Source organism: Chryseobacterium sp. CBTAP 102, from assembly GCF_003201365.1.
GTDB classification, from domain to species: Bacteria; Bacteroidota; Bacteroidia; order Flavobacteriales; family Weeksellaceae; genus Chryseobacterium; species Chryseobacterium candidae.
Map to the genome: position 1 here is coordinate 126,191 of NZ_QICX01000010.1, position 26,526 is coordinate 152,716.

The 26,526-nt window shown below is 35.5% G+C and carries 27 protein-coding genes and 7 tRNA genes; 15 read left to right on the top strand and 19 right to left on the bottom strand.

Features of this window, described 5'->3' with window-relative positions; translation table 11 throughout:
- Nucleotides 1-9: 9 nt before the first annotated feature.
- Nucleotides 10-141 carry a hypothetical protein gene (locus C8D70_RS21210; protein ID WP_262484570.1) on the bottom strand — a complete coding sequence of 44 codons (132 nt, stop codon included), beginning with the start codon at nt 139-141 and terminating at the stop codon, nt 10-12.
- 189 nt (nt 142-330) lie between these two features.
- On the opposite strand from C8D70_RS21210, the gene C8D70_RS14630 reads away from it, so the two are divergent.
- From C8D70_RS14630 to C8D70_RS14650, 5 genes are all read left to right on the top strand, one after another.
- The gene (locus C8D70_RS14630) at nt 331-885 is read left to right on the top strand and encodes a phosphoribosyltransferase (protein ID WP_076596749.1); all 555 of its coding nucleotides are present in this window, start codon (nt 331-333) and stop codon (nt 883-885) included.
- A gap of 153 nt (nt 886-1,038) precedes the next feature.
- A complete protein-coding gene (locus C8D70_RS14635) occupies nt 1,039-1,617 on the top strand; it encodes an adenylate kinase (RefSeq protein WP_034697446.1) in 579 nt (192 codons plus the stop codon).
- Nucleotides 1,618-1,673: 56 nt separating this feature from the next.
- Entirely contained in the window at nt 1,674-2,657 is a 984-nt protein-coding gene (gene obgE, locus C8D70_RS14640) for a GTPase ObgE (protein ID WP_076596748.1), read from the top strand.
- Nucleotides 2,658-2,977: 320 nt separating this feature from the next.
- Complete coding sequence (locus C8D70_RS14645) at nt 2,978-3,469, top strand: DUF6438 domain-containing protein (RefSeq protein WP_110367808.1); 492 nt, start codon at nt 2,978-2,980, stop codon at nt 3,467-3,469.
- A gap of 217 nt (nt 3,470-3,686) precedes the next feature.
- Complete coding sequence (locus tag C8D70_RS14650) at nt 3,687-4,994, top strand: DEAD/DEAH box helicase (RefSeq protein WP_110367777.1); 1,308 nt, start codon at nt 3,687-3,689, stop codon at nt 4,992-4,994.
- 57 nt (nt 4,995-5,051) lie between these two features.
- Here the strand turns inward: C8D70_RS14650 and C8D70_RS14655 are convergent, their stop codons facing one another.
- The 8 genes from C8D70_RS14655 to C8D70_RS14690 form a co-directional block, all read right to left on the bottom strand.
- Nucleotides 5,052-6,197: a hypothetical protein gene (locus C8D70_RS14655; protein WP_110367778.1), complete on the bottom strand. Its 1,146-nt coding sequence runs from the start codon at nt 6,195-6,197 to the stop codon at nt 5,052-5,054.
- Between the two features lie 3 nt (nt 6,198-6,200).
- Nucleotides 6,201-6,968 carry a TatD family hydrolase gene (locus C8D70_RS14660; protein ID WP_110367779.1) on the bottom strand — a complete coding sequence of 256 codons (768 nt, stop codon included), beginning with the start codon at nt 6,966-6,968 and terminating at the stop codon, nt 6,201-6,203.
- Between the two features lie 5 nt (nt 6,969-6,973).
- Complete coding sequence (locus C8D70_RS14665) at nt 6,974-7,495, bottom strand: DUF4269 domain-containing protein (protein WP_110367780.1); 522 nt, start codon at nt 7,493-7,495, stop codon at nt 6,974-6,976.
- On the bottom strand, nt 7,496-8,446 hold the full coding sequence (locus tag C8D70_RS14670; RefSeq protein ID WP_110367781.1) for a GSCFA domain-containing protein: 951 nt from the start codon (nt 8,444-8,446) through the stop codon (nt 7,496-7,498).
- 76 nt (nt 8,447-8,522) lie between these two features.
- Entirely contained in the window at nt 8,523-9,494 is a 972-nt protein-coding gene (locus tag C8D70_RS14675; RefSeq protein ID WP_076596742.1) for a polyprenyl synthetase family protein, read from the bottom strand.
- 101 nt (nt 9,495-9,595) lie between these two features.
- The gene (locus C8D70_RS14680) at nt 9,596-10,738 is read right to left on the bottom strand and encodes an inorganic phosphate transporter (protein WP_110367782.1); all 1,143 of its coding nucleotides are present in this window, start codon (nt 10,736-10,738) and stop codon (nt 9,596-9,598) included.
- 12 nt (nt 10,739-10,750) lie between these two features.
- Nucleotides 10,751-11,389, bottom strand: coding sequence for a DUF47 domain-containing protein (locus C8D70_RS14685; protein WP_027374906.1), 639 nt, complete (start codon nt 11,387-11,389; stop codon nt 10,751-10,753).
- A 151-nt stretch (nt 11,390-11,540) separates the two neighbouring features.
- The gene (locus C8D70_RS14690) at nt 11,541-13,241 is read right to left on the bottom strand and encodes a DEAD/DEAH box helicase (RefSeq protein ID WP_076596740.1); all 1,701 of its coding nucleotides are present in this window, start codon (nt 13,239-13,241) and stop codon (nt 11,541-11,543) included.
- Nucleotides 13,242-13,707: 466 nt separating this feature from the next.
- Here C8D70_RS14690 and C8D70_RS14695 point away from each other — a divergent pair, with 466 nt between their 5' ends.
- The 3 genes from C8D70_RS14695 to C8D70_RS14705 all read left to right on the top strand — a co-directional run bounded on the left by C8D70_RS14695 (nt 13,708) and on the right by C8D70_RS14705 (nt 16,944).
- A complete protein-coding gene (locus C8D70_RS14695) occupies nt 13,708-14,373 on the top strand; it encodes a DUF2461 domain-containing protein (protein WP_110367783.1) in 666 nt (221 codons plus the stop codon).
- Nucleotides 14,374-14,641: 268 nt separating this feature from the next.
- Nucleotides 14,642-15,436: an FkbM family methyltransferase gene (locus C8D70_RS14700; RefSeq protein WP_110367784.1), complete on the top strand. Its 795-nt coding sequence runs from the start codon at nt 14,642-14,644 to the stop codon at nt 15,434-15,436.
- 8 nt (nt 15,437-15,444) lie between these two features.
- Nucleotides 15,445-16,944, top strand: coding sequence for a lipopolysaccharide biosynthesis protein (locus C8D70_RS14705; RefSeq protein ID WP_110367785.1), 1,500 nt, complete (start codon nt 15,445-15,447; stop codon nt 16,942-16,944).
- An 18-nt stretch (nt 16,945-16,962) separates the two neighbouring features.
- Here the strand turns inward: C8D70_RS14705 and C8D70_RS14710 are convergent, their stop codons facing one another.
- From C8D70_RS14710 to C8D70_RS14725, 4 genes are all read right to left on the bottom strand, one after another.
- Nucleotides 16,963-18,003, bottom strand: a complete 1,041-nt coding sequence (locus tag C8D70_RS14710; protein WP_110367786.1) for a glycosyltransferase — start codon at nt 18,001-18,003, stop codon at nt 16,963-16,965.
- A gap of 122 nt (nt 18,004-18,125) precedes the next feature.
- Nucleotides 18,126-18,980 (bottom strand): glycosyltransferase, encoded by an 855-nt coding sequence (locus tag C8D70_RS14715; protein ID WP_110367787.1) that lies wholly within the window; start codon nt 18,978-18,980, stop codon nt 18,126-18,128.
- Nucleotides 18,981-19,071: 91 nt separating this feature from the next.
- Nucleotides 19,072-20,472 (bottom strand): aspartate ammonia-lyase, encoded by a 1,401-nt coding sequence (gene aspA / locus C8D70_RS14720; protein ID WP_110367788.1) that lies wholly within the window; start codon nt 20,470-20,472, stop codon nt 19,072-19,074.
- Between the two features lie 72 nt (nt 20,473-20,544).
- Nucleotides 20,545-21,570 carry an N-acetylmuramoyl-L-alanine amidase gene (locus C8D70_RS14725; protein ID WP_076596733.1) on the bottom strand — a complete coding sequence of 342 codons (1,026 nt, stop codon included), beginning with the start codon at nt 21,568-21,570 and terminating at the stop codon, nt 20,545-20,547.
- Between the two features lie 136 nt (nt 21,571-21,706).
- On the opposite strand from C8D70_RS14725, the gene C8D70_RS14730 reads away from it, so the two are divergent.
- The 3 genes from C8D70_RS14730 (at nt 21,707) to C8D70_RS14740 (ending at nt 21,997) form a co-directional block, all read left to right on the top strand.
- A tRNA-Ser gene (locus C8D70_RS14730) sits at nt 21,707-21,791 on the top strand.
- Between the two features lie 15 nt (nt 21,792-21,806).
- Nucleotides 21,807-21,881: transfer RNA gene (locus tag C8D70_RS14735), tRNA-Pro, on the top strand.
- A gap of 42 nt (nt 21,882-21,923) precedes the next feature.
- Nucleotides 21,924-21,997: transfer RNA gene (locus C8D70_RS14740), tRNA-Arg, on the top strand.
- A gap of 184 nt (nt 21,998-22,181) precedes the next feature.
- Here the strand turns inward: C8D70_RS14740 and C8D70_RS14745 are convergent.
- From C8D70_RS14745 to C8D70_RS14770, 6 genes are all read right to left on the bottom strand, one after another.
- Nucleotides 22,182-22,718, bottom strand: a complete 537-nt coding sequence (locus tag C8D70_RS14745; protein ID WP_076597589.1) for a thermonuclease family protein — start codon at nt 22,716-22,718, stop codon at nt 22,182-22,184.
- Nucleotides 22,719-22,852: 134 nt separating this feature from the next.
- Nucleotides 22,853-23,590, bottom strand: a complete 738-nt coding sequence (locus tag C8D70_RS14750) for a hypothetical protein (RefSeq protein WP_110367789.1) — start codon at nt 23,588-23,590, stop codon at nt 22,853-22,855.
- A gap of 138 nt (nt 23,591-23,728) precedes the next feature.
- A complete protein-coding gene (locus C8D70_RS14755) occupies nt 23,729-24,052 on the bottom strand; it encodes a hypothetical protein (RefSeq protein ID WP_110367790.1) in 324 nt (107 codons plus the stop codon).
- A gap of 71 nt (nt 24,053-24,123) precedes the next feature.
- Complete coding sequence (locus C8D70_RS14760; RefSeq protein ID WP_146212888.1) at nt 24,124-24,762, bottom strand: hypothetical protein; 639 nt, start codon at nt 24,760-24,762, stop codon at nt 24,124-24,126.
- A gap of 49 nt (nt 24,763-24,811) precedes the next feature.
- Nucleotides 24,812-25,147, bottom strand: coding sequence for a hypothetical protein (locus C8D70_RS14765; protein WP_110367792.1), 336 nt, complete (start codon nt 25,145-25,147; stop codon nt 24,812-24,814).
- A 190-nt stretch (nt 25,148-25,337) separates the two neighbouring features.
- Complete coding sequence (locus C8D70_RS14770; protein WP_110367793.1) at nt 25,338-25,772, bottom strand: hypothetical protein; 435 nt, start codon at nt 25,770-25,772, stop codon at nt 25,338-25,340.
- A gap of 164 nt (nt 25,773-25,936) precedes the next feature.
- On the opposite strand from C8D70_RS14770, the gene C8D70_RS14775 reads away from it, so the two are divergent.
- The 4 genes from C8D70_RS14775 to C8D70_RS14790 all read left to right on the top strand — a co-directional run bounded on the left by C8D70_RS14775 (nt 25,937) and on the right by C8D70_RS14790 (nt 26,511).
- Nucleotides 25,937-26,011: transfer RNA gene (locus C8D70_RS14775), tRNA-Pro, on the top strand.
- An 18-nt stretch (nt 26,012-26,029) separates the two neighbouring features.
- Nucleotides 26,030-26,103, top strand: a tRNA-Arg gene (locus tag C8D70_RS14780).
- Between the two features lie 242 nt (nt 26,104-26,345).
- Nucleotides 26,346-26,420, top strand: a tRNA-Pro gene (locus C8D70_RS14785).
- Between the two features lie 17 nt (nt 26,421-26,437).
- Nucleotides 26,438-26,511, top strand: a tRNA-Arg gene (locus C8D70_RS14790).
- The last annotated feature ends 15 nt before the right edge of the window (nt 26,512-26,526 follow it).

The window sequence follows — 26,526 nt, forward strand, 5'->3', positions numbered from 1 at the left end:
AATGATATCCTACATGTCTGTATTGTTGGGTTTGAAAGAACAAAGATAGTCATTTTCCTGAATATCATTCTTTTTCATTTCAATCAGAACATTTATCCCCCTCTTTTGCTTCTTTGTTTTAAACACTTGTTTATTTTTCATTGTTTGCGGAGTCGTTTTTTAAGGTTATACCTTAATGTCTCGTTAAAAAGCTTCTCTTTATTATTATTTAAACAGACTTTATCATATTATTCAATTCAGATGTCCTGAAACCATCAAAGTTTCAAACTGATAAAAACAGGAAAGTATTTTAATCAAAAATCCGTAACTTTGCCTCCTACTAAAAATTTTATGGAAAGCATTAAAGTTCACGACAAAACTTTCGTTCCTTATTTAAAGGATGCCGAAATTCAGGAAATTGTAAAAGAGACAGCGTTAAGAATTTATGAAGATTACAAGGATGAAGTTCCTGTTTTCATTGGGGTGTTAAATGGAGTGGTGATGTTCTTCTCTGATCTTTTAAAATATTACCCGGGGGAATGCGAAATTGCCTTCATTCAAATGAGCTCTTATGTAGGAACTGAGTCTACGGGGATCGTTTATCAGAAAATGGAGCTTACAAAAGACGTAAAAGACCGCCATATCATCATTGTTGAGGATATCGTAGATACAGGAAATACGGTTGAAAGTCTTTTCAAATATTTCAAAGAAACACAACGTCCTAAATCTGTAAAACTGGCTAGTTTTCTATTGAAACCTGAGATTTACAAGAAAGATTTCAAACTGGATTACATCGGAAAGGAAATCCCAAACAAATTTGTACTTGGATACGGACTGGATTATGATGAATTGGGAAGAAACCTTCCAAATTTATATCAGCTGGAAGACGGACAAATCAACCATTAAACGCTGTTGGCTATTAGCTGATAGCTTTTAGCTTAAAAATTATAATAAAGAAATAAATTTAATATTAACTTAAAAAAGCTGAAAGCAAAGAGCAAACCGCCAAAAGCCAGGAGCCGGAAGCAAAATGCCAATTGCTGGAAGCGTATCAACATTATGATAAACATTGTTCTGTTCGGCCCTCCAGGAAGTGGAAAAGGAACACAAGCCCAGAATCTGATCGAGAAATTCAATTTAAAACAGGTTTCAACAGGTGATCTTTTCAGATACAACATGAAAAATGACACTGAACTTGGAAAACTGGCGAAGTCATACATCGATAAGGGAGAATTGGTTCCGGATCAGGTAACAACAGATATGCTGATCGACGAGATCAAAAAACCTACTGATACCAATGGTTTTATTTTTGACGGATATCCAAGAACAACTGCTCAGACAGAAGCATTGGAGACTATCGTTAAAGAAGTACTGAATGACGAGATTGACATCTGTCTTTCATTGGTAGTAGAGGACAAAATTTTGGTTGAAAGACTTCTGAAAAGAGGTGAAACCAGCGGAAGATCAGACGACAGCAATGTAGAGATCATCGAAAACAGAATTAAAGAATATTATACCAAGACAGCAGAAGTTGCCGAGCTTTATAAGCAGCAGGGGAAATATGTAGAGGTAAACGGTGTTGGAGAAATTGATGAGATTTCCCAAAAACTTTTCGCTGAGGTAGAGAAAATTAAATAATCGGGATATGGCAAGGGATAAGAAGTTTCATCCCTGCAACCCGCAACACAAACTATATGTCTAACTTTGTAGATTACGTAAAGATCCATTGTAAAAGCGGACACGGAGGTGCTGGTTCTGCCCACCTTCGCCGTGAAAAGTATATTCCTAAAGGGGGGCCTGACGGTGGCGACGGAGGTCGCGGCGGACACGTCATCATGAGAGGAAATGCTAATGAATGGACTTTGCTTCCACTCCGATATACCCGTCACATAAAAGCAGAACGAGGTGAAAACGGAGCGAAAAACCAGCTGACAGGAGCTGACGGTTCTGATATTTATATCGATGTTCCTATTGGGACTATCGCTAAAAATGAAGAAGGTGAAATTATCGGAGAAATCCTTGAAGATAAACAGGAAATCATTTTGATGCAGGGAGGAAAAGGAGGAAAAGGAAACGAACATTTTAAATCCTCTACCAATCAGACTCCAAGATATGCTCAACCCGGAATGGATGGCGAAGAAGGCTATGTAGTCTTCGAGCTTAAAATTTTGGCCGATGTAGGACTTGTTGGATTTCCAAATGCTGGAAAATCTACACTCTTGGCTTCTGTTTCTGCAGCAAAACCCAAAATTGCCAATTACGCTTTTACTACATTAACTCCTAACCTTGGGATTGTAGATTACAGAAATTACAAATCATTTGTGATGGCTGATATCCCGGGAATCATTGAGGGAGCAGCAGAAGGAAAAGGTTTAGGACACAGATTCCTGAGACATATTGAAAGAAACTCTATCCTTTTATTCTTAATTCCGGCCGATTCTGAAAACCATTTCCAGGAGTTTAAAATTCTTGAAAACGAACTGAAGGAGTACAACCCGGAACTTTTGGATAAAGATTTCATTGTTTCCGTTTCAAAATCTGATCTTCTGGATGATGAACTGAAAAAAGAAATTGCAGCAGAGTTCCCGGAAAACAAACAGCCTCTATTTTTCTCAGGGGTTACCGGAGAAGGCCTTATGGAGCTGAAAGATGCTATCTGGAAACAATTGCACGGATAGACGTACATTGATTTATCAGTTTTATTTTGAAAATAGAGCTGCAGCATAAAAAACAGCCTCAGATTTCCTCTGAGGCTGTTTTTCTTTATAAAATTTCCCATGAATTTTTAAACCATTAAGAAAAGATTTAAAAATAAAGCATCGTTAAGATGAATCATTCTGATCTCTTAAGCATAAAGCAGAGCTTATCTTCATATTCTTAACACTTGATACAATCTTAAAGGTTAAGCAGATTTACTATTTTATGTTTAACATCGAAACAAAGAAAATTTTATCTTTTGGAACAATTCTTGGGAGACTCTTTCAAATTTAAAAAGACTATGAAATATTTCCTCGCCATTTGCGCATTTGTGTTTTTGACATCCTGTACAACTTCTCAAAAAGTAAATTCAAAATATACTGCAATTGAATATGAGGCAACTCCGTGTTTTGGTTTCTGCCCTGTTTTTAAAATAACAATCAACCAGGACAGAACTGCAGTTTTTGAAGCAGAACATTTTAATTTTAATGATAAGCCTTCCAAAGATGAGTTCTCCAAACCACGTGAAGGAACTTTTAAAGGAGTCATTAAAGAAGAAGATTATAATAAATTAATCAGTTTACTTGATGGCTTAAATGTAAAAAGTTTGAATAACAAATACGGTGAACACAATATTACCGATCTTCCAACCGCCTATTTAAGAGTACAATTCGCTGACGGGACTTCAAAAAATGTGGAAGATTACGGAAAGCGTGGAAGCGAAAAGCTTTCGGAACTGTATCAGTTTTTTGAAAATTTACGAAAAAACCAGCAATGGACTAAAGTGAAATAATTTCATTTACTATGATCTTTTGATCCAGATAAGATTTTTACAATAAAACAATTGGCTGCTTGTATATGGGTGGCCATTGATATTTTACAGCCATAAAATAAGCTTTATAAAGATACAAATGAGCAGAATAAAAATCTTAATTTTTTTTAAACTACCTTTGCAGAATGTAATTCTTTCAGACTGAAGGAATTTTTATTTAAATTTTAAAATAATTCATTTGAATTTTACAGACTTAAACTTAATAGAACCTATTGCAAAAGCAATCCAGGAGCAGGGATACACCACACCTACGCCTATTCAGGAAAGATCTATTCCTGATATTCTGGAAGGCAGAGACTTTTTAGGTTGTGCGCAGACAGGAACAGGAAAAACAGCTGCTTTTTCCATCCCCATCCTACAGAATTTATCCAAAAATAAAATTCCCAACAAACATATTAAAGCATTAATCCTTACACCAACCAGAGAACTGGCTATTCAGATTGAGGAAAACATTAATGCGTACGGTAAATATCTTCCATTAAAACAACTTGTTATCTTCGGAGGAGTAAAGCAAGGAAACCAGGAGGCAGCTTTGAGAAAAGGTATTGATATTCTGGTAGCAACACCGGGAAGACTTCTGGACTTTATTGCACAGGGCATAATCAGCCTGAAAAATCTTGAGATTTTTGTTCTTGATGAAGCAGACAGAATGCTGGATATGGGTTTTGTACATGATGTAAAAAGAATCATTAAACTTTTACCTCAGAGAAGACAAACTTTATTCTTTTCCGCAACAATGCCGGCTGAAATTCAAAAACTGGCTAATTCTATCCTCAATAATCCGATAAAAGTAGAGGTAACTCCGGTTTCTTCTACGGCAGATACCATCAAACAATCTGTGTATTTCGTAGAAAAGGATAATAAACTGAATTTACTTTCTCATATTCTGCAAAATGATATTTCAGACTCTGTATTGGTTTTTGCAAGAACGAAGCACGGTGCAGATAAGATTTCCAGAAAACTTCAGAAGGATAATATCTCTGCAGAAGCAATTCACGGTAACAAATCTCAGAATGCGAGACAAAATGCATTGAATAATTTTAAATCCGGAAAAACAAGGGTTCTTGTCGCCACAGATATTGCTGCCAGAGGAATTGATATTGATGAATTGAAGTTCGTGATCAATTTTGAGCTTTCCGATGTTTCTGAAACGTATGTACACAGAATCGGAAGAACCGGAAGAGCCGGAGCCGAAGGTAATTCTATATCTTTTGTAGACGGACTTGATCTTTTGAATTTAAAGAATACAGAGAAACTGATTGGAAAGAAAATCCCCGTAATCAAAGATCATCCGTTCCATACTGATGATCTTGTTGCCCAGAAAAGGGATTCAAATAACAAACCTGTGCATGCAGGTGGTGAGAAACCTAAAACAACAGGCAACAGTAACAGCTCAAGGCAGAGTAACAACCGTAAAAAGCCTTCTGCGGGAGCTTCGGTAGGGTTTAAAAAACCTAAGAACAAGAATTTCACAAGAAAGAAATAAAATAAAAAAGGTCGTCTCACAACTTGTGAAAACGGCCTTTTTTATGATCGTTGATTATTATTCTGTTTTTTGTTTTGTATAGCAATAACCGATAATACAAAAAGGTAAACAAGCTGCCAGATAAGTGGTAGAAAAGAAATTATTCTGGTAAGAAAACCCTAAAGTGAAATACTGTTCACCTACAAAACTTAACATCACCAAAAAAAGAATATAAGCTGAGAAGTAAAATACTGTTTCTATTTTTTTAACATAGAAGGAAAGGATAACCGACAGTATCATAAAGAACAGCATAACAAATTTATTGCTTTGTCCCTGAAGATTAAGAGGATTATATTGCAGCACATGCTCAATATTTTTGGCAGGCAGCAGAACAGATGCCAATAAGATTGCTACCGTCAATAAAAAGCATACCCCAAATTTTATTTTATTTTTCCAGCTGGTTTTAATAAAAGGATTTAATAAAAAAATAATCAAAGGGATGATCACTGCGCTTCTTGTAAGACATAGAATTCCTATGCATATTCCCAACAGAAAAGGTCTTTTAAAGTAATCATCTTTAAACTTTCTGCTCCAAAAAAGAATAAAGGCTGCAACTGCAATAAAGGAAGAGATAAAATCACTCTTACAGACCACTTCATAAATATAAGCCAGGGAAATACCCAACATTCCTATCGCAAAAAATCTATGAAAATTGCTCTTAAATTCTAAAAAAATAACATAGGAAAACAGTAAGAAGGCAGCAACCTGAAGGTATCCGACATTCCCTAAAAAATAAAAAACACTTGACAAAAGCAATTGCCCGGGGAGATAAGAGGATAAATTTCCCATGAAATTTGGAGTATCATAGATATATTCTCCTTTTATCCAATGCTCCACAGAAAATTCTAAAGTTGCCCATCTGTCAATATTCATTTTGTAGGGATCTTTTATCACATGGCACAAAGCAATGTAAACAATAGTTATAAAAACGATAAGAACATATACAGATTTTTCGGTCCATAATTTTTTCAACCAGGACCATTTTCCTAAAGAGAATAATAATAAATTACCCCCTGAAAAAAGAATAACTAAAATAGTAAGAGGAACAAAAGACTGCCTGATTCCATATTTTGTCAGAAATAAAAGATTAATGATGAAATAAACAGCAAACAGCAATATGCCATTCAACCTGTTGCTCCTAATAAAATTTAACAGGGCATTCATTAATTATGGTATTTGAAAAATGTTTTTGGCATTTTCTGTTGTAATACGGTCTATCTCAGAAAAGTCTTTCCCATAGATATCCACCAGTTTTCCGGCAACCAGATCAAGATAAGAGCTTTCATTTCTTTTCCCTCTTTGAGGAACCGGAGCCAGATATGGAGAATCTGTTTCCAGAACAATTTTATCCAATGGAACTTCGTTCAGAAACTGATCTATTTTTCCATTTTTAAAAGTCACTACTCCACCGATTCCCAAGATAAAATTAAGATCAATGGCATGTTTTGCCTGTTCCAGATTTCCAGAAAAGCAATGGAAGATTCCTCTAAGTTTCGGATGTTTTTTTCTTTCCAGAACCTCAAATGTTTCATCAAAACTTTCTCTGGTATGGATGACAATCGGAAGGTCTTTTTCTATCGCCCAATCAATCTGCTGTTCAAAGGCTTTCACCTGAATATCAAGTGTTGTTTTATCCCAATAAAGATCAATTCCAATCTCTCCAATGGCCGGAAAATGTCTCTGACCAAGATAATTTTTTACGATTTCAAGTTCTTTTTCCCACGATTCTGGCTTTACATAGCAGGGATGCAGCCCCATCATAGAAAAAATCTGGCCCGGATAGTCTGTTTCCAGCTGCAGCATTTTCTCATGGGATTCAGAATCGATGGCAGGAAGGTAAAATTCATTAATTCCTTTATCTAAAGCTCTCTGAATAGCTTCTTTTCTGTCTTCATCAAATTCTTCTGCGTATAGATGTGTATGTGTATCAATCATTTTATTTAAAATTTCAACAGATCTTCATAAGGGTTTTCAAGTCCCAGCAATAGTCCGAAAGCTGGCTCTGTTTTTATTCCCTGTTTTTTCAGCTCTATTATTTTTTGTTTAAATTTTTTTCCTTTTTTCAGTAATATTTTGTATTCTGCAACCATGTGAAGGTATGCATTCTGCTCTGTTGTAGGCTTATTTTGTCCAAAAATCTCAATAAGAAACCCGTCCAGTATAAAATTTAACGTAATACATTTCTCCCCGTTTACAATGGGATATTCCACTTCTGCATCATGAGGAATAAGCTGGCAAAATAGTAAATCATCCAGAAAATCCTGTTCAAATTTTAAATCCACCTCGAAAATAAGATCCAGATCACTTCCTTTGATATCAATCTCAATAGGAACAGTTCCTGCTAAAATTGGAGAATAATCCTTCAATTTATCGAAAACACGATATTTTGTAAGAATTTCGTAAGCTTTTTTCTGTCTTTCATTTCCATCTTTCAGATAGTCAATTCTGGTGAAATCAGGCATTTAAAATATTTTATGTTTTACCTTCTTGCGCTGTACTTCAATTCTCTGATCCAGTTTTTCTCTGAACTCAATAAACTTAGGATCTTTCTTATCGCTTGTCTTGTGTTCAAGAGCCTTGATGATCTTAAAATTTTCTTTGATAAAGTTCTGGGTTTCTTCTGAAAAATAAGACTTCCCGAATTTCTCAAATATATAATTAACCGCCTGCGTACTGGGATGAATCATATCTTCTTTATAAAAACGGTAATCCCTGAGGTCATCCATTAAAATCTCATAAACCGGCAGATAATGACAGTCTTCGAACATAGAAATAGACTCATGGATAGCCGTAATCAGCTTGGATTTGCTCAATTGGTTTTCTACCATTCCGTCTTTTGTATGCCTTACGGGGGAAACGGTAAACAGAATTTGCACTCCTTCTTTACAAATATCTTTAAGATCCAGAATTGTATGGTAAATTGAGCTTGTCAGCTCCTGATGGGAAAGTAATCTTTTCTCAAAAAACTTCTGCGGAATTTTGTGACAGTTGGCTACCAGCTTTTTCTTGGGAAGAAATTCATAGATAAATGAAGATCCGTAAGTGATAATGATCCAGTCAGCTTCCTGAAGAAAGGCATTTCCCGCTTCAATAGCACCGTTAATCCTGTCCAGGGTCTGATGAATATATCGGGTATCAAAACTGGTGTGATGATCCAGAGAGATGTATTCTTCATTGTAAGTAATCAGTTCCTCTTCTTCGTAAAATGCAGAATCATGTAATCTGTTGATGGCATTATTGATGGAAAAAGGATTAAAAATAGTCCCAAAGGGGTTGTTAAGAGTCTGAAGTTGTCCGTCCTGAAGTAGATCTGTCATTTCAGAGGCAAAGCATGATCCTATTGAAAATATTTTATCTTCAATCTCAATCTTCTTTTCTGATACGGGAATATCAACTTCGGTTCTGAATTTCATTGTATAGGGATTAGGTTACAGGGAACAGGTTGCAGGTAAATTGCTGTTACCTGCTAACTACCCTCTGTTACCTATATTAACTTTCTCTTCTCAACAAATAATTAGCCAGTTCAATGAAAGGTTTTTTCTTTTCTTCCGGAACATCTATTTTCTGAAGGTAACTTTGTCCTATTTCATTATGTTTTTCAATCAGACGTAAAGCTTTTTCATCTACTTTTGTTCTTCTGAAAATCTTTTCTACGCCATACACCTTATCAACATTTTCAGTCTTCTTAGAATACCAGTAATCCAGTTCTTTTCTTTCTTCATCGGTAGCATGTTCTCTTGCTAACAGATACAGAACCGTTTTTTTGTTCTCATAAATATCTCCGGCATGCTTTTTTCCAAACTGTGCCTGATCTCCGAATACATCAAGATAATCATCCATAATCTGGAACGCAATTCCGATATGCTTTCCGAAATTAAAAATAGCTTTCGCATCTTTAAAATCAGCTCTTGCGATCAAAGCCCCGATTTCAAATGAAGAAGCACTTAACACTCCGGTTTTATAGGTAATCATTCTGATATAATCATCAAAAGTAACGTCTTTCTGAGTTTCAAAGTTGATATCATACTGCTGTCCTTCACACAACAGAAGTCCTGTGTGGGTAAATATTCTGATACATGCTTTGAAAATTTCAGGTTCAAGATCTTCAAAAAACTTATACGCTTTCAGCATCAGCCCGTCTCCGGAAAGAATACCTACATTAAGGCCATGTAAAGTATGAATGGTAGGCTTGTTTCTTCTTAAAGGAGCTTCATCCATAATATCATCATGGATCAGGGTGAAGTTATGGAAAAACTCGATAGCCAATGCAGGTTTGATGGCCTGTTTAAGATCTCCACCGAACATATCACATGCCATCAGCACCATAATAGGACGAAGACGTTTTCCACCATGGGAAATAATATAATTCATCGGCTCATAGAGCTCCGAAGGTTTATCTTTAAAAGTATATTTAGTGATGGCATCTGCAACAATCTGCTGGTATCTGTCTAAAAATTCCATAAAATCTTATAATTTGAACAAAAATACGATTTTTCAGGGCTTTATAAAACAAAAAACTTTGCCCAAACGGACAAAGTTTATATAATTATATGATTTGTTTTTTAGAAAACGAAAGTTACCACAAGATAGGTAATTCCCGCTACTATTGCAGAGATCGGAATGGTAAGAACCCAAGCCCAAAGTAAGCTTACAGTGATTCCCCATCTTACCGCTGAAATTCTTTTCGTTAATCCTACCCCGATGATAGAACCAGTAATCGTATGGGTAGTAGATACAGGAATACCGAAGTGGTCTGTAATGAACAAGGTAATAGCACCTGCAGTTTCTGCACTTACACCTTCTAATGAAGTTACCTTAGTAATCTTGGTACCCATAGTTTTGATGATCTTCCAACCACCGCTCATGGTTCCTAAACCGATAGCAAGGAATGATACCAAAGGAACCCAAAGGTAATGTTCTGCAAAATAATCAAAACGTCCTGCAGCAGGAATATTCAGATAAACCGGGTCATGCAGCATTTCAACATGATAATAGATAAGTGCTGCACCAATGATCCCCATTACTTTCTGAGCATCATTCAAACCGTGCCCCAAGCTGAATAAAGCTGAAGAAGCCAGCTGTAATCTTTTGAAAGACTGGTCTGCTTTGTGTGGGTTTGATCTTTTATAAAGGTGTACAATAATCAGGGTAATGATGATTGAGATAATCATCCCTATAATTGGTGCCATAAAAATGAACAGGAAGATAGGAATTACTTTATCAAACTTCACTACACTCTGATGGGTAACCTGATTGAAAGCTTCTTTAACAGTACCCCACATTCCAAGATCTGGCTGTGTTGCCACCACATCATGATAATCCATCATGAAAGCATGCATAAGAGCTGCTCCCAGGAAACCTCCGATCAGCGTATGTGATGATGATGAAGGGATTCCGAACCACCACGTAAGGAGGTTCCAGGCAATAGCTGCCACAAGACCGGAAAATATAACTTCAAGGGTGATAAAATTCTCGTTAACTGTTTTGGCAATTGTGTTACCAATTTTGAATTCTCCAATAATATAAGCAGCAATAAAGAAAGCTGCAAAGTTCCAAAGCGCCGCCCAAAGTACAGCCTGGAATGGAGTTAAAACTTTTGTAGAAACTATAGTTGCAATTGAGTTGGCTGCATCATGGAAACCATTGATATAATCGAAGATCAATGCCAGCGCAATAATAACTATAAGTAAAATCGGAAATTCCATTTTTGCTATGTATTAGGCGTATTTAATCATGATGTTCTCAATGGTATTGGCAACATCTTCTGCTTTGTCTGTTACAATTTCAAGGTAGTTTAATACGGATGAAACTTTAATAATGTTGATGGCATCATTGGTTTCAAATAATTCTACCATTGAGTTGGAAAGCAAATCGTCGGCAATATTCTCAATAGAGTTCACCTTAATACAAGCTTCTTTCACCTGTTCCATATTTTTAAACCCTTTCAGGTTTTTCATAGCATTCTGAATTTCAAGACATGCTTTGTGGATCAATAAAGAGAAGTCTGAATAAGCCTTCATCTCAGGTGATTTGTAAAGGAAAATATATTTTGTGGATGCGTAGATATAATCAGCGATATCATCAAGCCCGGTTGCCAGTGTGTGGATATCCTCACGGTCAAAAGGTGTAATGAAGTTTTTCCCTAATTCCACGAAAATTTCGTGAGTGAGTTCATCATTCTTGTGTTCGAAGTCGCTCATTTTCTTCAACATTGAATCGTCATTAAGATCGAAATCCTTGATTCCTGTGTTGAATTCTTCTGACATTGCAACTAGATTTTCAGTTACTTTTTCGAAAAGTACAAAGAAGATTTTATCTTTTGGTTGAAAAGCGTGGAAAATATTACCAATTCCCATTTTTTAGTATTTATAATTCGTGTGCAAATTTCTTAAAAAAGGATTGTACGTGAAACTATATGACATTAAGTTTTGTTAACATTCGCTTAACAACTGATTATCAAATAAAAAAACCGGCATTAATGCCGGTTTTGTATGGTATAGGAAGAGATTAGTTTGCTACTTCAGCTCTCATATCTTTTCCTTTGAACTTCATAGATTGAATATTGCTCAATACATTGTCTTTGAAAGATTTTTCAACTTCGAAGAAAGAGAATTTCTCTAAGATTTCGATATCACCGATTTCAGCTCTCTTTTTGGTTTTTCCGCCAGCAGTTGCCTTATTGATAATATCTAAAACATCAAGCTTTTTCAAATGGTCTTTCTTACCAAGGTTGAAGAAGAATCTTACCATGTTTTCATCTCTTCTTCTTGGTTTTGCCCCACGATCTCTGTCTCTTCCACGATCTCCTCTATCTCTGTCGCGACCTCTATCTCTGTCTCTGTCACGTCCACGGTCTCTTCTTGAGAAATCGTCATCTCTGCTGCTGAATTTCTGCTCTACAAGATCATGCTTGTCTTTGTAGTATAAAGCAAGATCTCTCAACTGGAACTGTAGAAGCTGGTGTACCAGTTCTTCTTTTGTAAAGTTGCTCAGATCCGGGATTAAGCTGTCATCAAATTCGAAAAGATCTTCGTGCTCCGTCAATAATTTTTCGAATACACCACCTACCTGAGCTTTGATAATATCATCACCAGTAGGAATGAATTTCTCGTTGATTTCAATTTTTGTTGCAGATTTGATCTGTTTCAGTTTTCTGCTTTCTTCAGGCTTGATTAAAGCCATGGAAATACCATCTTTCCCAGCTCTACCTGTTCTTCCGCTTCTGTGAACGAATACTTCAGGATCATCCGGTAAAGAGAAGTGAATAACGTGAGTTAAAGAGTTCACATCCAATCCTCTCGCTGCTACGTCTGTTGCTACAAGAATATCGATGTTTTTCAATCTGAATTTCTTCATTACCGTATCTCTCTGCGCCTGAGAAAGATCACCGTGAAGAGCATCAGCTGCATATCCGTTCTGCATTAAGAAATCAGCAACCTCCTGAGTTTCCATTCTCGTTCTGCAGAAGATAATGGAGTATTGGTTAGGATTCGCATCAATAAGTCTCTTCAATGCTTCTTTTTTCTGACGGTATCCTACAACATAGTATTCGTGAGTAATGTTCTTCTTCACTTCGTTGATAGAACCTACTGAAATACGATGTGGTTTTGTAAGATAATTCTTGGAAATTCTTTCCACCTCTTTATTCATCGTTGCAGAGAATAAGAAAGTTTGTTTCGTTTCCGGAGTTTCGCTTAGAATGGTTTCCAATTCATCCTTGAATCCCATAGAAAGCATTTCATCAGCTTCGTCTAATACCAACCAATGAATCGCAGAAAAGTCTAGTGCTTTTCTGTTGATAAGATCAATTACTCTTCCCGGAGTTCCCACAATGATTTGTGGTTTATCCTTCAAAGATCTCATCTGCTCTACAATACTACTTCCACCATAAACCGCAGTTGTCTTGATGTCTTTCATATACTTAGAGTAATTCTTTATGTCCTTCGAAATCTGAAGACATAATTCCCGTGTCGGACAAAGCACCAATAATTGGATTTTGCGACTCGTATCGTCAATCATATCCAAAATCGGAAGCGAAAACGCTGCTGTTTTGCCTGTCCCCGTCTGCGCAAGTGCGATCAAGTCGCGAATATCTGAAAGAATAAAAGGGATAGTCTGTTTTTGGATTTCTGTTGGGCTTTCGTAGCCCAGTTCGCCAATTGCCTTAAGGATATCAGGACTTAAATTGGTTTCCGTAAATAAATTCATTAACTATTTTAAAATTTTTGCAAAGATACAATAAATATTTGATTTGTTTTTGAATAAAGTTTTAAATATACAATCTTAAATTCACAATCCTGTAATATTTTTTTAATTTTTGGAAAATTAAACCCAAAAAAACAAGCCTCAGATTAGAAAATTGTTAAACATTATTTTTTTTTATTAAATTCGATTGATTTTTTCTGTACTATTTATGAATTTTCAAAAATAAAGCCATGAAAAGTAAATTTTTCTTTTGGCATCTTTCTGCATAATCATTTAATACCTGTCCATCCATACTATTATGCATCCGTATGAAATCTGGGAAATTTTATTGAATAGAAAAAACAGAATAATATTTCTATGAATACTTTTTGTACATTTGGTTTTGAGGTTTCAGGGCTTTGAAATTTTGGTCCGGGCTCGGGAAGCAGTTTCGAATCTCATGTAATAACAAAAAAACACTTAACACAATATGTCTGCAAGTATTTCTCCCAAAACTTTTGATTTTTTACAAAAGTTAAATAAAAATAATAACCGCGAATGGTTTAATGAAAATAAAGACCTGTACACAGAATCTCAGCAAAATGTAGTTTCATTTTTAGATGAACTCATCAAAGAAATGTCTGGTTTTGATGATGAGCTTGCTAAAATTGACAGTAAAAAAGCCCTTTTCAGAATTTACAGAGACACCCGTTTTTCTAAGGACAAATCTCCTTATAAAACCAATTTCGGAGCTTCTCTTGGAATGGGAAAAGGAAATCAGAAAGGAGGTTATTACCTTCACCTGGAACCTGGAAAATCCTTTTTAGCCGGAGGAATTTACATGCCGGAATCTTCCGTACTGAAAGAAATTCGTAAAGAAATTTCTTTGTACGGAGATGATTTTCTGAAAATTCTCAATAATAAAGATTTCAAAAAACATTTTCCAGAACTTGATCAGGAAGACAAACTGAAGAAAATACCTCAGGGTTTTGAGAAAGATGATCCTATGGGAGAATATCTCAAGCTTAAAAACTTTATTGTGGTATATTCTCTGAAAGATGAGGAAGTACTGGACAAAAATGCGGTGAAAAACATGACCAAAGTTTTCAAACTGATGAAGCCTTTCAATGATTTCCTGAATACACCTTTTCTTTAAACAGTTTTATTTTTTTTCAATCACAGATCACTCATTTTTAACAGAGAATCGGGTGCGTTCTTACTGGTTTGTATTATTTTAGAATATTATTATTGAGATATTCAGGGTATGCAGATATCTCTGGGACAAATCAAAAATATATTAAAATTCAACAGGTTACAAAAGTGATTTTAAAAACCTATCCTGAAAATCAAGCCATTATAATTAACATTTTTTAAGAAAAGTTTTACATTTTTACTTATCTTTGCTGTTCGCCAAAAAGCCAAAGATGTCTTTATACCAAAAAATTGCAGAGAAACTACAATACATAAGCCCGAATTTCTACAAAAAAAGATATTTTAAAGCTCTAAATAATCTTAATAAAAATAACTTTTCGGAACGTAATGTAGAACCGGAATTGGTATGGATTAAAGAATACCTTCCTAAAAATGCTGTGATACTGGATATTGGTGCCAATGTGGGAACTTTCCTTTATCAGCTGGAAAATACATTGAAGCATGAGCATATTTATGGTTTTGAACCTAATAAAAAGCTTTACAGAAGACTGAAAAGACTGTTTTCTGACATGCATATTCTCCCTCTTGCTCTTTCGGATGAAAACAGGATTGCAGAATTCAAAGTACCCATTATTAATGGGAAAACTATTGCTTCCCGTGGTACTTTAAACACTTCTTACAAAGAAAAAGGAGAAGAGAAAAGCTATACGGAACAAGTAAAGGTTATTAAACTTGACGAATGGGCAGCACTGGAAAATTTCAGCAGACTTGATTTTATCAAAATAGACGTTGAAGGAAATGAAATAAAAACATTGTCCGGGGCGAGAGAAACCATCAGACAATTCAAACCGACTTTAATGGTCGAAATGGAACAAAGACACCACCAAACTCCTATATGGAATGAAATATCCGAAGTGATGAGCTGGGGATACGATGCCAAATATCTTAACAGAAACAGCTTTACGCTGGAAAATCTTACAGAAGATATCATAACGCAAAATACAAACGACGAAAAAAATAAAACTCAGTACATCAACAATATTATTTTTATACCTAAAAACATTTAAAACAACTTATGAGTGTAGTAGCGAGACAAGGCTTCAAATATTCCATTATCGGTTATATTGGTTTTTTGCTGGGCACGGTTTCCGCAATATTCATATTTCCGAATGATTTTGAATTTTACGGAAAGCTACGCTACATTCTTCCTACAGCTGAAATGCTGGTTCCTTTTGTTGTTTTGGGTATTTCTTATTCGAATGTGAAATTTTTTCACAAAGTAGAAAAAGATGGTAAAAAACAGAATATGCTGTCACTGTCACTACTGACGGTTTTTATCAACTTTATTATTTTCACTGCTGTATTTTTTATACTTCCCTATTTTTATCCGAAATTCAGACATTCAGAAGCATGGAAGATCAAGGAAATGATTCTGCCATTGATTTTAATCCTTTCATTCTGTGCTATTTTCAATAAATACACATCCAATTACAAAAGAATTGTAGTTTCCAATATCTTCGACAATCTGTTTCCGAAAATAGCGAACCTGGGAGCATTCTGTCTTTTTTTCTTTGCTTTATCACAGAATGTTACAGCTTCTGCGTCACAGATCATTGCATATGCTTTCTTTTTTGGAATTTTCTTTTTAATGCTTTTGGGATATATTTATTACACCAACAAACTGGAAAAAATTCAGCTGGATTTTAATACCGATTATTTCAAAAAGAATAATTTCTGGAAAGAGTTTTTCAATTACAGTTTCTTTGGATTTCTGGGAACTTTTGGAAATTATCTGGCGATCAACAGCTTTATGATCGGAGAATTTATGGGAATGGAAGAGGTTGGAATTTATTCTGTTCTGTATGCTCTGATCTCGTTAATTTCTATTCCCCAGCTTGGATTATTTAATATTTCAGCACCTATCATCAACAAAACTCTGGCAGACGGAGATATGGTGGAACTGGACAGGTTCCATAAAAAAACTTCTTTAACACTGTATTTCCTTGGTGCTGTTTTATTCTCATGTATTATGGTAGGATTCCCTTATCTGACGCAGTTCATGCCAAAGAACGGAACCATGCTCAGAGAATATGAACCCGTAGTCTGGATCTGGGGTTCTGCAGTATTAATAGATCTTGCTACCGGATTCAACGGGAATATTATTTCACTCTCAAAATATTACAGATTCAATATTCTGGTGATGCTTTTGCTGGCCGGGCTGACTATCGGACTGAATTATTATTTCATTAAAAACACGGATCTGAAGCTGATCGGAATTGCTCTGTCTACAGCAATTTCCCTTACCATTTACAATGTGGTGAAAATTGTTTTCAATTATATTGTGTTTAAGGTTTCGCCTTTGAGTATTGAAATGATTTTTGTCTCCATTATCTGTACTTTAGCTATTACCGTGGCTATTGTTCTCCCAAATTTCAACAGCAATCTGCTTAATCTTGTTTACAAACCTGCAGTTGTTTTGATACTGATCTATATCGGAAATTACTTCACCAAGATTTTCCCGGTTGAAGACTATCTGAATATGAGATTTATTAAGAGTGTATTTAAGATAAAATAAGAGAATGATCCTGGCTTTTCAGACCAAAGACGCTAGAAATTGTTCCAGTCTCTTCTGAACTTTTTTCCTGCTGTATGTTGTCAAAAAATCAAATGAAGTCTCTGAAACAGTTCTTAATTGTTCAAGAACATTTTCTTTTTCAGCAATAATGAAGTCCAGTTTTGAAGGATAATTTCCTGGAAAAACCGCCAATTTTCCGTAGGCGATGGCATCACCCAGATTTCCTGTCATTTTAGTCAGTCCATAAATTTCTTTCATGCCGAAAAACTCTGTTTCCTGCTGAATCGGGCACCATAAAACATCTGCTTTCTGCATCCATTTTTCAAAATCTTCGGAGGAAACCCTTTCTGAAAAACAGATAATTTCAATGTTTTCCGGTAATTTTCCAGGCAGGTTTTCAAGTTGTTTTAACTCGTGTCCGCCCGCTTTTCCAAGGAAAACAAATTTGCAGGGCTGATCCGTACTGAGTTTCTGAATAGTTTTAAAAATATGGGCGTAATCTCTTCTTTTCTGTGAAACTCCACCAGGAATCACCACCACAAGTTCTTCATTTTTTGCTTTATCAAAATCTCTTGTATAAAACAGCGGCAAATACTGATATCTCCCTGAAACCAATGCTTCATCCAGCACGAAAAGAGTTCCTGAAGTCTTATAAACTTTGGTTTTGTAAAATAATCCTTCCTTCAGCCATAGTTTTAATCTGAAGATAATATCTCCTTTGAAAACACTTTTTATAAGGTCCAGCTTTGAAGATTTTATGAAATTAAGATTATGGGTAATGACTGCGGTATTATACTTTTTTGTTACTGCCAAAAATGTATTAAAATAACGATGAACAGTTCCTATGATCACCAGATCATACCCTTTTCCCTTTAGCTGATCCATAATCATAGAACTGTCTGATAAGAAAACTGCTTCATTGTGATGACTTACCTGATCTTTGATTCTCTTTGAAAAATAATAGTCTACCGCAAAATCCTGACAACCTTCCATAATATCCATGAAAGCGTGAGCTATTTCTGCGTGAGTGTCTATTTCTATGTAAGCTATTTTTTTCACGGGTTTGCGGGAGTTATATCTTAAGTTTTGGCTAAAGCCAATGGATTTTTATTTTTTTAATTAAACGGGCTAAAGCCCGTTTATACTGATGAACATTTGCAATGTATAAAATAATTTATCTTTTACATCTTAAGCCATTTCTTTTTCAGCATTCTCCAACGCTTATCATTAACGGCTTTTTGTTCTTCTTTTGTAATTTTCAATTCTAATTTCTTTGATCTGCAGCTTTCATAAGACCTGATGATATCAAAGAAAAATGAAGAAGACTTACTTTTCATAGCTTCTTTTGAGGAGGCGATATATGCCAGAAACCTGTTCAGTCCCAAGAAATAAAAATATCTTCCGTAATAATCTGCAGGACGTATCGTATAATCAGCTCCTTTTACTTTAATCAACTTTACATGGAGCTCAGGAAGAACAACTTCTTTCCATCCCAGATTTCCCAACAGTATAGAGTCAATATTATCCCAGCCCAAAGTTTCCCTTAAACCGCCAATCTGAATAAAACATTCTTTACGGTAAGCCTTCATAGGACCTCTTACGTGATGTTTATTAGAATTACCTTCATACACCCAATTTCCGTCTTTTTCTATATACAGAAGGCCTCCTACAAGGCCATATTCGGGATGATTGATAAAAGCTGTTTCTACTGCAGTGAGGTAGTTTTCCGGAAGAATGATATCAGCATCAAATTTACAGATAATGTCAAATTCATTTATCGTTTGAGTATTGAGTCCGTTGTTAAAAGCATGAACTACTTTAGAACCTGGCTGATGTTCAGATTTCTGAAGGTTGATTGTTTCAAAACGGGAATCAGTTTCTGTGTATTTCCTGATCACTTCAGCTGTTCTGTCTGTAGAACCGTCATTCACCACCACTACTTTAAAATCTTTGCTGCTTTGCTGTTGCAGAGAATTAAGAGTAAATGGGAGGTTGTCTTCTTCGTTATGAGCAGGAATGATGATTAAAAACCTCACGAATTATAGTATAAATGATGAATAATAAATGATCAATGATGAGAAGCTTTTGAGGGCATCAATTATCATTGATCATTTATCGTTGATGATTTTATTTGTTATGCGGTTTCAGCATGTTCTTCGGATCAAGAATTTCATCCAGTTTTTCCTGAGAAAGAATTCCTTTCTCCAGAACAAGATTGTAAACACTTTTCCCGGTTTCCAATGCTTCTTTAGCAATTTGTGTAGACTGTTTGTATCCGATATAAGGGTTTAATGCGGTTACAATACCAATGCTGTGTTTCACCATATTCAGACAGACTTCCTTATTGGCCGTAATTCCAACCACACATTTGTCACGAAGTGTATCCAAAGCATTGCAAAGGAAGTTGATATTTTCCATAATGGCATGAGAAAGTACCGGTTCCATTACATTCAGCTGCAGCTGTCCTGCTTCTGCTGCAAAAGTTACGGTAAGATCATTCCCGATTACTTTGAAACAAACCTGGTTGACTACTTCCGGAATTACAGGATTTACTTTCCCAGGCATGATAGAAGATCCTGGCTGCATTGGCGGAAGGTTGATTTCAAAAAGACCTGCTCTTGGGCCTGATGAAAGTAATCTTAAATCATTACAGATTTTAGACAGCTTTACTGCAAGACGTTTTGTTGCTGAAGAGTAGATTACATAAGACCCTGTATCAGGAGTGGCTTCTACTAAATCAGGTGCTGAAACAATCGGAAATCCTGTAATCTGAGCTAAGTTTTTAGCACAAAGGGCAGCATATCCTACCGGAGCATTTAATCCTGTTCCGATTGCTGTAGCTCCCATATTTACTTCCACAAATAGGCTGGCATTGTTATTAAGCTTGGAGATATCTTCTTCCAAAGTGGCTGCGTAGGCTTCAAACTCCTGTCCTAAAGTCATCGGAACGGCATCCTGAAGCTGTGTACGTCCCATTTTGATCACATCCTGGAATTCCTGCCCTTTTGCACGGAAAGCCATGATAATTCTTTCCAGTTTTTCCACCAATCCGATGTTCATCTGAAGCAGTCCCATTTTGATTGCTGTAGGATAAGCATCATTCGTAGATTGAGAGAGATTGATATGATCATTAGGTGAACAGAACTCGTATTCTCCTTTATTTTTTCCTAATTTTTCCAACACGATATTGGCGATCACTTCATTCGCATTCATGTTGATGGAAGTTCCAGCGCCTCCCTGAATCATATCTACCGGAAACTGCTCATGATATTTCCCTTCTACAATTTCATCACATGCTTCTGCTATTTTAAAATACAGATTTTCGTCTAAAAGCCCTAATTCATAATTGGTTTTTGCCGCTGCTTTTTTTACAAACGCCAATCCTTTTATGAAATCCGGATAGGAAGACAAAAGCTGTCCTGAAATTTTAAAATTGTCGATAGCTCTTTGTGTCTGAACCCCATAATAAGCGTCTAAAGGCACATTCAGCTCGCCTAATAGATCACTTTCTTTTCTGAAATTTTCCATTACAGATATTTTACTGTTTTTGATCGTTTAAAGATAGCAAAAACGCATCTAACCGATGCGTTTTAATTTGAATTATTTTACAGTATATTTTTGATTTAAAGCCTGGAGTATTGCCCATGTTTCAGCATCCATGATTCCGTCATAATTCTGTGGACGGAAGTGGTACTGGAAAGCTTCAATTGTTTTCTTGGTAGCATCGTCCCATTGTCCGCTAAGATCAAGTGCATATCCGAATTTCTGTAATGAAGTCTGAATAAGGAAAATAAAGCTGGCATCATTATATCTGGCTGCCAGGTCTGCCTGTGCAGTTGCAAGATACGTCTGTTTGGCAGCTTCATCATACCACATTCCAACCTGATATTCGTCATAGAGCTTTTTCCATGGGAACATCGGTCCAGGATCCTGCTTTCTTGTAGGGGCAATATCTGAATGGCCCAATACGTTTGTTGGCTGGATCTGATACCTTGTTACAATATCTTTAACCAATGCAGCCACTTTTTTTACCTGCTCATCACTAAAAGGGGCAAAAATTCTTTTACCGGTACTATCTGTAGTATAGCCTGTATTTACAATTTCAATACCGATAGAATTATCGTTAAGATTTTTATCATTTCTCCACGCACTTACGCCTGCATGATATGCCCGTTTGTTTTCATCCACCAATTGATAGATCTCATTATCTCCGGTATTATTTACAAGATAATGGGCACTTACCGCCTGTTGGGTAAGAACAGTAACTGATTTATCATCTGCAAGAGCGGTATAATGTAATATCAGATAACGCTGTCTGAAATTCTGGGCCACTGCAGGAAAAAAAGTTTTCACCACTTTATATCCGCCTGGTTTTGCAGATACGATAGAACCATAACTTGCCGTATTATCATTTTTGGTTGGATCTGCTATATTGGTCGTAAAAAAATCCACTCCATGATCAGATACAACTTTAGGTTTTTGAGCAACCGGAGGTTTTGTCTGAACAGCTGGTTTCGCCTGTGTTGTTGGGGTTTTCGGTTTGTAAGTATTTTTTTTCACATTTTGCCTGGAAGTACATGAAAAAACAAATGTGCTTAATCCGATGATATATAATGTTTTACGCATCAGTTTGGTTTTTGGATGATTTATTAGTTCAAAAATACACAAAATTTTCTTGAATTTTATTTGGTAAATAAAGAAATCTGTTCTATATTTGCACTCGCAATAACGGAACAACGATCATTAAAAAATAAACAAAAAAGGAGGGTTGCCGGAGTGGTTAACGGAGCAGTTTGCTAAACTGTCGACGCGAAAGTGTCGCAAGGGTTCGAATCCCTTACCCTCCGCTCTTCTTATATATTCGGGGCGTAGCGTAGTCCGGTCATCGCGCCTGGTTTGGGACCAGGAGGTCGCAGGTTCGAATCCTGCCGCCCCGACTTTTTAATGTGCTTATTTACTAAGCGGGAATCAACTTTTAAGGGTGCGTAGCTCAGCTGGATAGAGCATCTGCCTTCTAAGCAGACGGTCAAAGGTTCGAATCCTTTCGCGCTCACAAAAACCTCACAATTCTTATTGTGAGGTTTTTTGTTTATTTTAGTTTCATGTAATTTATTCCGAAACTTTGGATAATTCTATCTTATACATTCTTCAGAGTCCCTTCATTATGAGCATCAATTGCATGATTGATGGAGGCTTAATTGACCGTTTTCATTTTTTACCACTTATCAGATTAAACACTAACCTTCTATAAATGCAACATCTTTTATTTTTGCTCCATTTTTAGCAGCTTCCATTTTCTTCGTCTTTCTAAGTTCCCGTTTGATTTTACGATATTCCCACGGAGCAATGGCATTACTATCCTGCCACAGACCTATTTTCTTCTGTTGTGCGGTTTCCTGCAGTTTTCCCAAAGAGGCATCTTTGGAATAGGAAAAATACCACCATCCCATTCCGGCTTTGATAAGCTCTCTGGAAAGGTATTTTCCGTCATCATAGTACACTTTCGCAATGGATCTTCCATAACGGTCTGTAGTGGTTTCAACAAAGCTTACCGTTTTCCCGAATACCTGAGCAGAAGTAAACTGCCTGGCATTTTTACCGAACGCCTGCCCATTTTCCGGACAATCGACTTCGGCTAATCTGATCTTTTTTTGTTGATTGCCTTTAAGCAATAAAGTAATTGTGTCTCCGTCTGAAATTTTGATCACTTTTCCAGTCGTCTGTGAGAACAGGAATAAAGGGAAAAGTACGTACAACAGCATTAATCGTTTCATGGGGCAAATATAGGGATTAGTGGGGCTTTTTAATTAAAAAACCTCGCAAAATGCGAGGTTTTTATAATATTGAATTAAGTTATTTGATTTTTTTTTTGCATCAAAGTTGGGAGACTTTGCAGAGTGAGAGAATCTTAAAAAGCTAAATCATCTACATAAATATTAAGACCGGTCCTTTTTAAAATTTCTAAAGATCTAAAAAAATAACCAGTTCCCAATGATTTTTCCAGAGCGTCTGCTGAATTGATATGCAAATGAAATTCACTCATATTATTATTCATACTTACATCGATAGTATGATCGTGAAGTGAATCCAATCCATTTCCCATAAAGCCTCTTTTCCCAAAAAACAATTCACCTAAATAACAGAAATAATCTTCATTATTTTTAACAAGACTTCCCTCCATTTTCATGATGCTATTCTCTTTACTCATTTTATAAAGACCATGGTTCCAAATAAAACAAGCCTGGAGATAAGAGTTTTTAAGTTCACTGTTCTCAGTCTCCCACCAGTTAAATTCTGAATAATTGAACCAATTGTAAAAATTTTCCATGAGATATTGATCATATCCTCTTCCTGTACTACTCATTTTATTAATCATAGTTCCATAAAGAACGATCCCATCTGTCTCATTATAATCTTCCTCAGTTAAAACATAGTCTACGATAAATCGGGTTTTATACAATATTTCTTTTTTACCTGCTTTATTGTAAATCTTTACGGTTAGCTTAATTTCAGGCTTTTCTAATTCTGCTAAAATAATGGATTTAGCTTCAGGCTTAACCTTCAGCAATAATTCATCATTGACAATTTTCTTATTTCTAGTAAGATCTAGATAATCTATTTTAATATTATTTAAAAATACCTCCATTTTTATTTACCAAATTATTTTATTTCATAAACACCCTTACTCTTAGGATCTTGTCCAGCAAAGTCTTCAATTTTGTATATAACAAAACTTGTAAAACTATTAAGTTTATTGGTATCAGCTAAAACTAAATGTATTAACTCAAAAGTTGGGTTCTAAACCAAATTTATCTTGATAATCAAATTTTTCAATTTTATCAGAGTTTTTAATAACTATCTCTAAAGAACCTTTTGGTTTTATTATTGAGTCTCCATCCAAAACCTTATCCCACCAATCTCTATAAACCACTATACTATCTTTATTGCCATACACCAAGAATGGTATATTGTGATTATCATAATTAATATACTTTTTGCTAACTATTGATTTTATACCTTTATTTCTAATTTCATCTAAAAAACGGTCTTTGCTTTTTGACGAAAATATAGCTTTGTATAGAAATATGCCGGCAATTATAATCAACATGATTATTAAATTTCTATTTCTTTTGTATGAAAAATATCTATCCACAGCCTCTTGAGTTCAGAACTACAATTTCACCAGTTAAATGGCATGGACACATAGGTGTTTTCAAAGATATTTAGGGGTAAATCTTCTGTTATTTTTAAGCTAGTTTTGTCACTCTTCACAATGCAGACTTTCAGTAATTCTCCACGGTGATGGTAACCATTTAAGATCAATGTCTGAATACCATCAGTATCTAAAATTCTGATAAGCGCTCTAGATTTATCTCCTGTATCTGTTAATTCCAGAAAACTTAAATCGATATCTTTAAAAGAGAGATCCTCATCGGTCACAATCTGAAAAAAGCGTTGTCCGGTATCATATGCGGTCAGGCCTTTAAATTTTTCATCTGCAGTTTTAAGATTGGTTTCCAGGCAATCCAGATATACTTTTCGCTTTCCTGACAGGTAATCTCGTTTGTGTAGCTTAGCCTCTGGTAAGAACTCAATATCATTTCTCCTGAATGCTCTTTTCCATTCATCTATTTTTACTAAAATATCTTTATCTGCATACTCCCATAAAAACGAATAAACTTTTTGGTCAGGAAGAAAATTTTCCATTTGAATTCCGTCTTCCTGGTTATAAAACAACCAGAAACTATCATAGTTCAATTCACTATGTTTAAAAAAATTGGAAAGGTAATAATGATGAATATCTCTATATTTCTTCATAAAACATTAATGTTTTTTTTGGAAGGCATTTCATTTTTCGCCGGAATAATTATAACTCCCAACAACCAATATTTACAGGTAACGAAGAATAAGTTTCAACAAAAGCATCATGATCAAAACGATAAAAATAAAAGTCTTGCATATTAATCTCAATTTTATGGATTTTAATTTCCAGATGCATAAAAAATGTAACAAACGTCCTCATAAAATCATTGATATTAAGTACTACACTCTCGTCAGCATACAATCCACCGTTGATCTGATTACCAGAATAACCACCTCCCCAATACAGACCATGATGTTCAATAAAAGAAATAAACCAGTCAACCAGATTCTCCGACAATTCTTCATAAATTACAATTTTAAACTCGAATATATCTTTCATTAATTCTTATTTCAAATAGTTTTAAAAACTTTTAAAAATAACTGTTTATTCTCTTCAATCAAATCACTGATAATAATTGCCATTTTATTTTGGTGAATATCTACACTGTCAAAATGAATCCCAATAAATCCTTTATTCATTTTTTTCGGCATCATAATCTTAGCGCTGTGTTTATTGATTATATCCTATCCTAGTAATAATAATTAACATTAAAAACTCCATTTCTGTAATATCTGTCAGAATTATCAGAAAAATAAGCTCTGAATTCTCTGTTATTCTTAAACTTCTCAAAAATCTCAGGCTCTACCGTAATCATATAATTATCTTCCACAAAAGGTTTATAATCACCATAATAAATATAACCAATGTGCTTATTTGCAGTATTAATGCTGTATAACCGGGAATCTTCAGTCCATTCTTTTTTAACGACCATTGATTTGGGTAAACTCAGTGATGCATTTACAATAGTGTGACTTACAAATTCCTGATTCTTATAGCAAGAAGACATCACCATCAAAAAACAACAGAACAGAGGAAAACAAGCTCCTGCTTTCCAGGCTGTTTTTTTATATTTCGGGATAAGAATGTTTAATGTGAACAAAAAAAACGAAAATTCTTTCATCATTTTTAATTGGGCTAAATCAATGGTTATTAACAGGGTAAAGGTAATAAAAACGGGCGCATAAAAAATTAATTAAAAATTATACTTCGTTTTCTTTTTTTATTAAAAAAAGAATCGCAACTTTGCAGCCCTAAAAATGAAGTAAAATTCGTTATTGATGACCCTTTCGGGGCGTAGCGTAGTCCGGTCATCGCGCCTGGTTTGGGACCAGGAGGTCGCAGGTTCGAATCCTGCCGCCCCGACTTTAAAAAAAACATTTAGGGTGCGTAGCTCAGCTGGATAGAGCATCTGCCTTCTAAGCAGACGGTCAAAGGTTCGAATCCTTTCGCGCTCACTTAAAGACTTACTGGAAACAGTGAGTCTTTTGTTTTTTCTCCGGTTTGGGTAAAAGACATCCATTTTAGTGAGGGATAACAAAATAATCCAAGAACGTGATTTTTAAATAAGTATACCTAATCAAAGAGCGTTCATAAAAAAATAATTAAAATTTATTCATAAATTTATTTTTTTATTCCAAAAAGTATTGTACATTTGCAACCGCAAAAACGAAGTAAAATTCGTTACTGATGACACCCTCGGGGCGTAGCGTAGTCCGGTCATCGCGCCTGGTTTGGGACCAGGAGGTCGCAGGTTCGAATCCTGCCGCCCCGACTTTAAAAAAACATTTAGGGTGCGTAGCTCAGCTGGATAGAGCATCTGCCTTCTAAGCAGACGGTCAAAGGTTCGAATCCTTTCGCGCTCACTTAAAGACTTACTA